The organism is Paenibacillus sp. 01L418 (assembly GCF_056400045.1).
Genome location: NZ_JBFTSN010000185.1, coordinates 1 through 11,739, shown reverse-complemented (window position 1 = coordinate 11,739; position 11,739 = coordinate 1). Strand labels below are relative to the sequence as shown.

10 protein-coding genes are annotated in these 11,739 nt (G+C 46.2%); 4 read left to right on the top strand and 6 right to left on the bottom strand.

Going from position 1 to position 11,739, the window contains the following annotated elements; all coding sequences use genetic code 11:
- On the bottom strand, nucleotides 1-1,418 hold a 1,418-nt coding region (locus tag AC1DSE_RS20265), incomplete at its 3' end, for an alpha-amylase family protein (protein ID WP_477528091.1).
- 262 nt (nucleotides 1,419-1,680) lie between these two features.
- On the opposite strand from AC1DSE_RS20265, the gene AC1DSE_RS20260 reads away from it, so the two are divergent.
- The 3 genes from AC1DSE_RS20260 (at nucleotide 1,681) to AC1DSE_RS20250 (ending at nucleotide 5,854) form a co-directional block, all read left to right on the top strand.
- On the top strand, nucleotides 1,681-3,600 hold the full coding sequence (locus AC1DSE_RS20260; RefSeq protein ID WP_477508921.1) for a DUF6259 domain-containing protein: 1,920 nt from the start codon (nucleotides 1,681-1,683) through the stop codon (nucleotides 3,598-3,600).
- Between the two features lie 127 nt (nucleotides 3,601-3,727).
- Nucleotides 3,728-5,221, top strand: a complete 1,494-nt coding sequence (locus tag AC1DSE_RS20255; RefSeq protein WP_477508922.1) for a cellulase family glycosylhydrolase — start codon at nucleotides 3,728-3,730, stop codon at nucleotides 5,219-5,221.
- Between the two features lie 60 nt (nucleotides 5,222-5,281).
- Entirely contained in the window at nucleotides 5,282-5,854 is a 573-nt protein-coding gene (locus AC1DSE_RS20250; RefSeq protein WP_477508923.1) for a TetR/AcrR family transcriptional regulator, read from the top strand.
- A gap of 691 nt (nucleotides 5,855-6,545) precedes the next feature.
- Here the strand turns inward: AC1DSE_RS20250 and AC1DSE_RS20245 are convergent.
- The 5 genes from AC1DSE_RS20245 to AC1DSE_RS20225 all read right to left on the bottom strand — a co-directional run bounded on the left by AC1DSE_RS20245 (nucleotide 6,546) and on the right by AC1DSE_RS20225 (nucleotide 9,957).
- Nucleotides 6,546-6,668: a hypothetical protein gene (locus tag AC1DSE_RS20245; protein WP_477508924.1), complete on the bottom strand. Its 123-nt coding sequence runs from the start codon at nucleotides 6,666-6,668 to the stop codon at nucleotides 6,546-6,548.
- A gap of 239 nt (nucleotides 6,669-6,907) precedes the next feature.
- Nucleotides 6,908-8,146 (bottom strand): anti-sigma factor, encoded by a 1,239-nt coding sequence (locus AC1DSE_RS20240; protein ID WP_477508925.1) that lies wholly within the window; start codon nucleotides 8,144-8,146, stop codon nucleotides 6,908-6,910.
- On the bottom strand, nucleotides 8,143-8,646 hold the full coding sequence (locus tag AC1DSE_RS20235; RefSeq protein WP_477508926.1) for a sigma-70 family RNA polymerase sigma factor: 504 nt from the start codon (nucleotides 8,644-8,646) through the stop codon (nucleotides 8,143-8,145). The genes AC1DSE_RS20240 and AC1DSE_RS20235 overlap by 4 nt, the downstream gene beginning before the upstream one ends.
- Before the next feature lie 162 nt (nucleotides 8,647-8,808).
- The gene (locus AC1DSE_RS20230; RefSeq protein WP_076267682.1) at nucleotides 8,809-9,015 is read right to left on the bottom strand and encodes a hypothetical protein; all 207 of its coding nucleotides are present in this window, start codon (nucleotides 9,013-9,015) and stop codon (nucleotides 8,809-8,811) included.
- A gap of 123 nt (nucleotides 9,016-9,138) precedes the next feature.
- Nucleotides 9,139-9,957, bottom strand: coding sequence for a MerR family transcriptional regulator (locus tag AC1DSE_RS20225; RefSeq protein ID WP_477508927.1), 819 nt, complete (start codon nucleotides 9,955-9,957; stop codon nucleotides 9,139-9,141).
- A gap of 157 nt (nucleotides 9,958-10,114) precedes the next feature.
- Between AC1DSE_RS20225 and AC1DSE_RS20220 the strand changes: the two genes are divergently transcribed.
- Nucleotides 10,115-11,626 (top strand): MFS transporter, encoded by a 1,512-nt coding sequence (locus AC1DSE_RS20220; protein ID WP_477508928.1) that lies wholly within the window; start codon nucleotides 10,115-10,117, stop codon nucleotides 11,624-11,626.
- Nucleotides 11,627-11,739: the final 113 nt, after the last annotated feature.

Below are 11,739 nucleotides of genomic sequence, written 5' to 3'. Positions count from 1 at the left end.
TCGTACAGGTCTGTATTATCGCTAATAATCATCAAGCCGCCTGTTAGCGATACGAGCGAAAGAAGCGTTTGCCCCCAGTCTTTCTCTGTTCGCACGCAAATGTAATCAGGATCGTTCAAGAACAAAATTCGCTGCGTATGATACCACCTTGCTGTCTCCACCATTTGCTTGCAAATCGCTGTCCAGCTCGCATTGGAATCCCCTGCAATTCTACAAGCATCGACGATTCCGACCGCTTCTGTTAACACGCCCCAGCATGCTAGGAAATATGCATCCTCCCCGAGCTGCTCTCGCGCACATTGGAGATAAGCTCGCAAGCTGCGAGATGCCTCTTCGCTCGTAATACATCCTTCATGGACAGCCTTGTGCAAGCCTTCGTATAGATAGTGACGAATTTGATCTGTTTTGAAATAGCTATAGCCTATTTCCTTCAATCCCTTGTACAGTGGCGCAACCTGCTCTGCAAACGTTTCTGGCACTGCCTTGATCACGTATTCAATCCATTGTCCATATAGCGGATCGCCGTTGATATCCCGCTCGAAACGGTCGCGATGCGCAGCGACAAACTCAGGATTCGTGACCATCGCGCTCGTCCATATGCCCGCCTGAAAATCTCGCCCCACGATGCTGGAAATTATACCATCATGTCCGTCTGGAAAGCGTGCGTTCGTCTGTAGCCAAGCGTCAGCAACGATGCCATCTCTCTCTGGCGGAATAGCCTCACGCTGAAACCCGTCATCAATCTGCATGTGAGTCAGACCATAAGGCTTGAAGTGCGTTTCCAAAAACGAAGCCGTACGTTCAATATCTTCCCCGGTTACCTGCTGTGCGAATGCCTCCCATGAACTCCAGCCGGTAATCGGCTGCAATTGCGGACGCCATTGCCAAGGCTTATGGTACTCGTAATGAAGATGCATCCGGTAATAGTGCATTCGTAAATTGACGATCCAAGGCTGTAAGCCACCTTCTATTTCGAGTTCAGCTTGCCAGTTCCCATCTTCATTCTGCTCTAAGCGCGATTTTGTCCACTTCCATCCTGCTCCGTGCCAATCGATCAATAAATCCTGTAGAACATCGTACAAGCCATTAACCCCAGAGAGCAGCGGTTTGCCTACCTGTCCAAGTATGGCTTGCCCTCTCACAGCACGATTCGGCCTCATGTTTATCGCTTCTTTACTCAAATAAACCATGACTTTGACCGCAGCTGGTTTATCCAATGCCAAGTAGAGCTGCTGGACCAACGGGCTGCTTTGGATATTGCCGTTCGATACTTCCCGATAATACGGCTTTATCCCCTCTGGAATGCTCATCGACAGTAAGCGACTGCCGTTATAATCGTAATTCAGTGACCGAGTGCTGGCATCCCAGCTTTGCGATGCATGTGCAACGGGGGGTTCCTTGCCTGATATTACGCTCATCCAACGACCTCCATATACGATTGATTTCCCCATACTGTCATGCTAATCAAGAGCATATTCAGACACAACATTCATAATTTAATCTGGCACTCGAAAATGCATAAGCACGATATTCAATTATTCATATTCCTTTCAAATTTTTAACCGAACAACCCTATAGCACCATTTTTTCGTAATGATCTTAATAAAGCGATATAGTTGATTCCCCCTTTAAGTGATAGATTAAGGGGCATCACCATCTATTTTAGAAAGGAACAGTGATATGACCATCCAAAATACGGAGCAGTTATTCATGATGGAAAACAACGGCATGAAGGTTTCGCTAGACAAGAGAAGTCTAATTCTGCGCGTGGATACAGGAGACACCACGTGGGAAACCGTTCCCGAGGCCGCGAGTATGGCATTAGGATTCGAGGATACTGGTCGAGTTCAAATCCCTCTTAGTCAGGCTGAGAACAAAAGTTTCTCACCGATCGTGTCGGGCTACTTCCAAGGCGTCCGCATCCAGCTTAATCATTCTTCCGAAGACGGGATTGCCAGCGGGATTCAAACGGTTGTTACCGTTCTGATGAACACGCATCACGGCGAACTCGTGTTTGAAGTGCTTGAAGTTAGCGAATGTAAAGACGTATGCGAAGTCGTCTGGCCTGGTACTTTCCAATTCGCCAGTGCTCGCGAGAGTGATTATACGGTCGTGCCGGCCATGCAAGGCTACTTAATTCCGGGAAATTGGCCGCAGCCTATCCGTAGATATCATCAAGGAATCATGTTCAGCAGGGATGCCTATATGCCGTGGTGGGGGCAGGTTAAAGATGGGAATGGCTATCTATCCATCATCGACACGCCGGAAGACGCACGATTGTCCATAGAGCATATTCCACTTGTGCACACGCATGCAGAAGTCGTATGGATTCATTCGCTTGAGCGCTTCAGCGCTGCGCGGAGACTACGTATCCGCTTCGCGAAAGATATGAGCTATGTCGTAATGGCTAAGCTGTATCGCCAATATGTACGCAGCCTAGGAAAATTACGCACATTAACAGAGAAGCAAGTGCAGAATCCACAACTATCTGCATTAATTGGCTCGGCCATCGTACACACGAGCGTGCATACTCGCATTGCACCGAACTCTTATTATTTTGATAAGGAAAATCCCGAGCTGAACGACTATGCCGTATCCTTCGAAGAGCGGGCCCGACAGCTCACAGCGCTCAAACAAAAATATGCCGGTAAGCTCTATGTCCACGTGGATGGGTGGGGGCTTAATGGCTACGACAATCTTCATCCTGACGTCCTCCCGCCAACCCCTAAAGGTGGCGGATGGGAAGGATTCCGAAAGCTTCAAGAGGTTTGCCGAGCGGAACAGATTCTACTTGCGCTGCACGACAATTACCGCGACTACTATCACGATGCCGCTTCCTACGACCCTAATCTGACGATTAAGGATAGGAAAGGAAAGCAGGAATTTTCTGACTACTGGGCAGGAGGCGCCCATAGCTGGCTTTGTACAAGTTTGTCCAAAGGCTATGTTGAGCGCAATCACGATCTGCTGCAAGAAAACGGTATCCACCCGAATGGCGTTTACATCGATGTTTTCGCCGTAGTGCCTGGGGATGAATGCTATGATCCGGGGCATCGGATGACCAGAACAGAATGCTTGGCTTACCGTGCCTCCTGTTTTGAGGAAATCCGCTCTAGAGGGATGCTGGTCAGCTCGGAGGAGCCCGCAGATTGGGCATTACCTGCGCTGGATCTCGTCCATCATGCTCCCTATGCGCTTGATCCGGACCCTGGAGGCGGTAAAAGCATCGGCGTTTCAACCCCTTTATTTTCCCTTGTCTATCATGATGCGATCATTGTACCTTGGTCTTTGAATAGAGGAGACTGGGGAATCCCAGAGACCGATCTCGGATCACTTCATGGTTTGTTGAATGCCGGCGTCCCTTATCTGTCGATCCAACCTGCAGAGAAAGAGATTCCGATCGTCCGGACGCTAGCTAGGCTTCATCAGCTTGTAGGGGTTCTTGAGATGATGAGTCACGAATTTATTGAAGGAAGTAATTGGCGCAAACAACGCAGCACGTACGCAGACGGTACAATCGTCGAGATTGATCTAGACAAGGATAGTTATACGATCATTCCGGCTAATGAGGAGCCGTTCTCATCAGTAGAACTTCAATAGGCCGATTAACGCCAAGCCGAGCCGTAACTAATAACCTCTCTTTCAATTTCAGATTGACATTCCCGGTATCCACCCTTTAAGATTAAACTGACTAGTCAGTACAATTCTAAATAAGGGAGGAATTCATATGAAAAACATGACAACAAAAGGCTCTCGTTTCATTGATGCTCAAGGACGCCAAGTCATTCTTCACGGCATAAGCATGGTTTGTAAGGAGAACGAAAAAGGATATATCGATGATTGGACACAGACGGATTTTCTAAAATTAAAACAATGGGGATTCAACGTCATCCGGCTGGGAATTATCTGGGACGGAATCGAACCGTCGCCAGGACAATTCAATTGCCAATATATAGATAACGTCCAGAAGATGATACGGTTGGCCGATCAATTCGGCCTGTACGTCATTCTCGATATGCACCAAGATTTGTATAGCTCGCTATACGCGGACGGCGCCCCTGCATGGGCTACATTGACCGACAACCATGAGTATGCCCGAACCGATCTCTGGAGCGATGCCTATCTGTTCGACCGGGCAGTTCAAACCGCATTCGATCACTTCTGGAACAACACCCCTGCTTCCGATGGCGTCGGCTTACAGGACCATTACGTTTCGGCTTGGCGTTTCGTTGTCGAAAGGCTTCGCGACGAGCCTAATCTCATCGGATACGATATGATGAATGAACCCTTCATCGGCTCCAAAGTCGGGGAAATGGTTCAAGGCATGTTTGCTGCATACGGAGAACAGGCAGCAAAACTAACGGGACAGCTCCCCCCTAACATGGAAGAGCTACTGAACACATGGCTCGATCCCGAGAAGAAGCTGCAGGCACTAAGTTTGCTGGATTCCATCGATGTTTATCGCCAAGTCATGCATGCGACTGCACCCGCGCAGGTCATTTTCGAACGGGATGTGCTCTCTCCCTTTTTCCAGAAGACGGGTCAAGCCATTCGCGAAGCAGATCCTGACCGAATTCTGTTTCTTGAAACGAATTACTTTTCTAATCTAGGAGTGACCAGTTCGATCCAACCAGTCGTCGGGGCAAACGGCCAACTAGATGATCAGCAGGCGTATGCGCCGCATGGCTACGATTTGGTTACAGATTCCGATTACGTGCACGTTGCTAATAGCCGTCGTGTTGACTTAATTTTCGACAATCACGCACAAACCCAGAACAGGCTGAACATGCCGATGGTCATCGGGGAATGGGGAGCTTACGGCGAATCCCATCTGGCGGAACAAGCGTGTCTTGACGTTCAGAAAAACTTTGAACGATTGTTATGCGGTGATATTTACTGGTGTTATTTGTACCCAGAGATGGATCAGTTCAGCTCCTTTAACGGAGTGTGCCGCGGCTTTCCTGCAGCCGTCGCCGGGAAAATCTTGAGCTACTCCTATGATCGCAATCACAACCGTTTCGAGATGGAGTGGGATGAGGATGCCGGTGTCGACGTACCGACGAGAATCTATTTTCCGGATATCAAAGCCATGCAGTCCGCAGACTTGATGCTAACCTCCGCTGAGAGTGGATATGAATGGTCAGGCTTAGAAGGATCGTCAGCGGGTTATCTTTGCTTGCAGCACTCAGGTGGAGGAAGAAGGACGCTTAGAATCGGTTAATTCCCCGACATATGGTATACTCTAGGGAAAATCAATACCTAGGAAGGGACCGATAGTAAGGTGAGCAGAAATAAAATTATCGATGCCGCAATCAAACTTTTTTCCGAATTCGGTTATCACAAGACGAGCATGGACGATATTGCCAAAGAAGCCAACGTAGCTAAGGGCACGCTTTACTATCATTTCTCGGGCAAAGGGGAGCTGTTCGAGAGAATCGTGACGGACGGACTTCAAATGCTGATGGAGAAAATCGAGGACGTGCTGCAGGAAGACGAGACTGCCGATAAGCAAATCCGGAAAATCGTTAGCAAGCATATCGAGTTGTTTTTACAATACGGTGAGCTTATTCATATTATCTCTAACGAGATTACGAACGGAATCGAGCCAGATATATTGGAGCGGATCGGTGTAATCAAGCAGAATTATATCGTCTTCTTGTCTGGAGTCCTCCGCCAGGGGCATAATGACGGGGAATTAAACAAACTGAACTTCGAGCTCGCAGCTGCCTGCTTACTCGGTATGTTAGAAAGTGCGAGTATCTATGTGGTCAAGCATTCGGAAGCTGTCACAAGCGAGCATTTGCATGAGACGATCAATGCTTTCGTGCTTCCGGCGCTATTGAGAAAATATTAAGCTTCGCTTTGTTAAGAGGAGACTAAGAGAGTTGACGGTATCTCTTTCATTTTGTAATCGAGACGCAATTTCCCTATCATCTTCTCTTCATTTTCAAAGATTAAGTTACATTCGTGAGCCCTTTTGAAATATAAACTTGAGGCTTGCAGCCCTTTGCCGCAATCCTCTCCATATTGTAGAGGACCTCACGTTTTTTAAAAACGTGAGGTTTCTTTTTTTGTTTTTGGGGTCTCGAGGAGAGGCAATAGGTTGTTACACCATGAGCGATTGTTCCGTCGCATTCCACAACCCTCGCAAACGGCAGAACCTGTTCGTATCCAGGTTGATTGAGTCCAATTTCCCGCAGACTTTTGCGAATAAACATACTCCTGTCTCGAATACGGAGTCCAATGAACAGCTTTTGCGACTTGTTCCGGGTAATCCCGAATCACCTTGAACATCCTCTCAGCCATGCTCCACTTGCTGCCGGGACAGTGCAATATTCTCGGCGCTCCCATTAGGCAGCACCTCCTCCCTAGTCAATTTTCAATCCTGACTTTTATTCACTTCTATCAATCATGCAGATTGTGCTATAATTCCAAAAAAGGGGCGTTATCATTGAGTGGTTTCTTAATCGTTGTCATTATTTTTGCAGTGTTATTTGGTTTTTTCAAAAAGAAGAAGAAGTGATTCAATATTCAGCGAATGTTCGTCAGAACAGCCTCATTTGCCCGCCCGCTGAACCAGCGGTCACCTCGTTTATCCAAAGGAATTCGGTCTCGATTTGCCCAGCTTCATCCAATGCTTGCCGCTCTTCTTTATACCAATGAGACAACGTTAACAGCTGTCAACTAAGCCTATAATACATAAAGGCTCTGCCACAGGTATTTACTCCCGGCAGAGCCTTCAATCTTTTTGTTAGATTCCTATGGCTTCATATCACCCATATGTAAGAGAAAGTGAGCCGACCAGCCTAGATCGTCCTGTCTGAATAAGCCCGTAGTGATCCTCTTCACGATACTGGATGATGTTTCATCGTTCTTCTCCTTTCTTGTTTTTTTAACATCTTCTACCCTACTCGCGCGATTGCCAGTTCCATAGCTGTACTTCACCAACCCTTATGTCTCTGACCCATGGCTCCTCACGCAGCTTTAGCAGCTCTTTGACCGGGCCGGTAATAACAGCTCCATACAGCATTACACCATTTTTTTCAACATAATCAATTGTGTGATCTAACTCTAGAAAAGGAGCTACTTTGGTTGAAATACCTTTATTTTTCTGTAGCATGTATAAGGTTTTCTTGAAGTAGCCATTCCTCTTTTCCCCGTCTCCATAGGATTCGAGTGATGGATAAGATCCACCACTGGACACCACTTTTCCGAACCACCCTGTCTTTTCTTCCGAGTAGAAGTCCACCGTCATATCATCAGATTGCCAGATCGGATAGTAAGGAAAACCCACTGGATTTGTAATGGCTCCGCCGCTATCAACTTGCTTCGGATCAAGACCGGTATCCACCGCGAACCAGACTGGCTCCATGTTCTTATGCTCGAATTGCTTTAATAGCTCATCTGTCGAGAATAACCGGTCCAATGATAGATAAGCTTCTGCCACAGTTCCCTCTGGGAGCTTCTCGAGCTTTACCCACTCATTATGGTTAAAGCGCTCCTCTTCCCGGCGGTTAGTCTCCTGCTGTTCGCTTTGATTTGCTGGTTTATAATCGGGATGATAAAAAATACTATTGCCCCCTATCATGTTTCCCTGCCAAGTAATCTGCGGAGCCGAGGCTAGATTCAACAGAAACCGCATCGAAAAATCTGCTACAGCAATCTCTTCGTCACCAACTCTTTTATTCAGCTTACCTGTAAAGTCCATTGTAAAAAAAGCATTGCCTGTTCCATTCATATTGACCTTCAGATTGGGGTGGGAAACAGCGACTGCTGACTCCACAACATCCCGGTAAGCCTTCATCCGGTCCGGCGTGCCGCTCCCGTAAAATACACCAGTAATAATCATACTAATCACAGTCAGCACTAGTAGGACGGATAGTACCGTAAAGACATTCATCACCCGCGCCTTCCATTTGCCACGTCGGATAATAACGGCTTCTTTCAATGAAGGTATGCGATTACGCGTCGTCTGTCCATCCTCCCCCTCACGGGAAAGCTTCTGGTCTGACTGTGTCACAACTTCCTCCAAATAAGCTTGATAAACCTCCATCTTCTCCATTTCACGCTCTACTTCCTCACGCTCTTCATCAGTGAGCTTGCCTTCAGCATAATCCTGTAACTTCCGTTTGAAATCCTCACTCATTCTGATCCCTCCTCCTTTCTACCCTGTCCCCGTACCGCTTGCCGTGCTCGAAACAGCAAAATCTTCACATGTGATAATCGGATATCCATAATGTCTGCAGCCTCCTGATACGTAAGCTGGTTAAAATCAATGAGCAGCATCGCCTGCTGCTGATTTTCCGGCAATCCGGATAAAGACCGCCCGATTTCGTTCCAACGCTCCTGACGCAACAGTTCATCCTCCGGGGTATGATGATCTGCAAGACGCTGAAAATAATCAGGGGTCTGCAGTGTTGTGCGGCTCTCCTTGCGCTTGTAATCTACATAAGCATTATAGGCAACCCGGAATAACCATGGCTTGATCTTCTCGTCTTGACAATTTTCCAAGTAAAGATATGCCCGGTAAAAGGTCTCCTGCATCAAATCTTCTGCCGTATGATGGTCGTAGCAGAGGGAGCGCAAGTAGCGATAGACATCCTGCACATAAAGCTGGTAAATATCATCCAGATGGTTTCCCTTCATTTTCTCCCCCCTGCCCTAATCACGAATCAGACGAACTAAAGTTACAGTTTACAGTCAAAAAAACGGAAGTCGTCCAACTATTCAATTAATGACTCTGGATATAAAAAAGCCATCTTAGCCTCGTTAACATTGCTAAAATGGCTTATTATTTGCATTCTAATTTCATTCCTCAGATATAAAGCGTTTGGGATAAACGGGAACAATTTTATAAATTTCTTGCCTCGGCAACCAATCCGTACTTTGTGCATTAATTACTTTTACATAATCTGTGAATTCAGGATCTTTAACATCAAGAAGAACACCCTCATAGGTAACTGTTGAGTCTAACTCTACAACGACTACATGTCCAATAAAATCATCGATCCGCATTAAGCCGCCCTCCTTATTTTAAGCAGTTCGACAAGATCAAAAACTATCCTTCAAAGATTGTTGCCTATTTTTTTTACTATATATCATCCCGAAGTCATTAGGCGCAAAATTCGCAAGCATGTTCTAATCAGTAACCTCAACGGAGACCCGAGCAACATAACTATCCGAATCCATCTCTGAGAAGTAGTTGAGCAAATCCATTACGTACACATTCCCGCATACTTTCAATCCTTTGCGCTCAATGTATTTTTTAATAATAGAGCAAGCCTCTGAAATACTCTCGTAAGAGCCTTTATGGTCCATAACAACATAAAAGCCCTTGGGCTTGATTAGCATTCTGCCTCCCAAAATCGGCGCTTTAATCCTATTAGCTACATGGCTCCAAGAAAAGGTGCTGGATTCATAACTTTCTTTGCTTATAAGCGCCCAGATCGGAAATTCGTGATTGATAAAATGTTTTTCACAATAATTGCGATGTTCACTTAACTTAACAGCAAATTCCTCTTCGTCCCCTTGTTCGAGCGGCGTCGCGATTAAATACTCCATTTCACATTCTTCTATAGAAGGATTGTCCCGCAACGTCTCCATCGATGTCTTCGTCATTTGAGTGGCATTTTGCAAAATATCTTGCATCCGTTTAATTCGAAGCAGCTCTGATTCCAATTCACGATGCTTTTGATTAAACAACTCGATGAGACTCGAAGTGTTCCGGTTCTGGATAAAACCTTTGATTTCCTGAAGAGAGCTCCCAGCCTTCTTAAGCACATTAATAATATCCAAAATATAGGATTGGCGATGAGAATAATAGCGATATCCATTTACATGAATAAATTCAGGCTTTAAGAGCCCGATCTCGTCATAGTGAAGAAGGGTATGTTTTGTAACTCCGCTTATGCTCGCCAGTTTGCTGATCGTGAGATAACGACCGTTAATATCGGACATGTTGTATATTCCTCCGAGTCTGAAAATCTCATAAACCGATACATGGATTACCGCTAAATTTTACCTAACGAAATTGGCTTTGACAATAGGGTAACCCTGTAGTTTAGAGTTAATTCAGAAGGTTATTAGATTAGTTTGACGTGGAGGGGAAAGAAAGATGTATCGTTTCAATCGTTGGATCGTTCTGGCAGTTGTCTCAAGCGCTCTTTTGCTCATAGTAATGGATGCGACGATTCTTTATACGGCTATGCCAAGCTTAACTTACGACCTAGGTGCTTCGGCATCGGAAAAATTATGGATTCTGAACGGTTATTCGCTTGTTATGGCAGGTCTGCTCCCGGCGATGGGGGCACTCGGAGATCGTTACGGCCATAAAAAAATATTCGCCCTTGGATTGCTCGTATTTACGGCAACTTCTCTCCTAGCCGCTTTTGCTCCAACTCCATCTGTGTTGGTAGTAGGACGGATACTCCTTGCTGTTGGGGCATCCATGATGATGCCTGCTACATTATCCATCATCAGAGTCACATTTACCGACCCGCGTGAGCTCGGACTTGCGATCGGCATTTGGGGTTCCATTGCTTCTGGAGGGGCTGGAATTGGTCCCCTTGTAGGCGGATTGCTTATGGAGCATTTTTGGTGGGGTGCCGCCTTTTTGATCAATGTTCCAATCGCGATCTTAGCGTTTGTTTTGACGCTGGTATATGTTCCGAAGCATGAAGGCAATAAGAATACGAAGTGGGATCTTACCGGCTCCATTCAGATCATGATTTCCATGGTGGCGATTGTTTTTGCTATTAAAGAATTTGCAAAGCGCGAAGGGTCCCCCATGCTTGCTGCTATTGCCGCCGTTATCGGGATCGTGGCAATGATTATCTTTATTCGTCGTCAGCTCAAAAGCCCAAACCCAATGCTCGACCTGTCACTCTTTAAAATATCTCCCTTTATGACAGGTTGTATTACAGCTTTAGTCGGTCTATTTGGACAGCTCGGAGTTCAGTATATTGTGACTCAGCGACTTCAATTAGTGGTAGAAATGAGTCCACTGCAAGCTGGTCTGATCACGCTAAGCGTACCGGCGGCGGCTCTTATTGCAGGTCCGCTGATCGGTAAGATACTGCATCGCTATAATGTGATATATATCAAAGGCCTCGCTCTTCTGATTGCCGCTTTGGGAACGATGATTTATGTCTTTCAATTTAATTCCGGCCTTGCTGGACAAATGATTGGACTAGCACTCCTCGGAGCAGGCTTGGGAGCAGGAATGACGGCAGCTTCTCACTCGATCATGAGTTATGCACCACCTGAAAAAGCGGGGATGGCGGCTTCAATTGAGGAAGTGGCCTATGAAGTCGGCGGGGCGTCCGGAATTGCAATCATCGGAAGCATTTCTGGTCTAGTGTATACGCTCGCTATGAATATCCCCGAGGGATTTCAGGTTCCTGCCAATGTAAAAGACAGTCTGGACGAAGCGCTGTTGGTTGCCGATGGGCTGCCTGTTCAGGCATCCGAAGCGTTGAAAGCGGCTGGGCGCTTAGCTTTTGATCAATCTTTTTTCGCCATACTGCTGGGGTTATCCGTATTTTTTGCAATAACCTCATTAGTTATATTATGGATAGGAAATAGATCAAAACAAAGTCATTCAGAAAAACGTTCAGAACAACCATGAAAGTGCTAAATTAAGAAGTTTGAAGGGATTATATTGCGGAGCAATCAAGATACATTACATTCCTACAAGCAAAAACCCCGACCTCTTAAGGTCGGGGTTTTACATGCTGATGG

Excerpts from the sequence above, each read along its gene's own strand:
- AC1DSE_RS20230 (WP_076267682.1), bottom strand. The coding sequence starts at position 9,015 with ATGCGGATCGATGATTTTATTGGACATGTAGTCGTTGTAGAGTTAGAC.
- AC1DSE_RS20220 (WP_477508928.1), top strand. The coding sequence starts at position 10,115 with ATGTATCGTTTCAATCGTTGGATCGTTCTGGCAGTTGTCTCAAGCGCT.
- AC1DSE_RS20235 (WP_477508926.1), bottom strand. The coding sequence starts at position 8,646 with ATGAAGGGAAACCATCTGGATGATATTTACCAGCTTTATGTGCAGGAT.
- AC1DSE_RS20240 (WP_477508925.1), bottom strand. The coding sequence starts at position 8,146 with ATGAGTGAGGATTTCAAACGGAAGTTACAGGATTATGCTGAAGGCAAG.
- AC1DSE_RS20260 (WP_477508921.1), top strand. The coding sequence starts at position 1,681 with ATGACCATCCAAAATACGGAGCAGTTATTCATGATGGAAAACAACGGC.
- AC1DSE_RS20255 (WP_477508922.1), top strand. The coding sequence starts at position 3,728 with ATGAAAAACATGACAACAAAAGGCTCTCGTTTCATTGATGCTCAAGGA.
- AC1DSE_RS20225 (WP_477508927.1), bottom strand. The coding sequence starts at position 9,957 with ATGTCCGATATTAACGGTCGTTATCTCACGATCAGCAAACTGGCGAGC.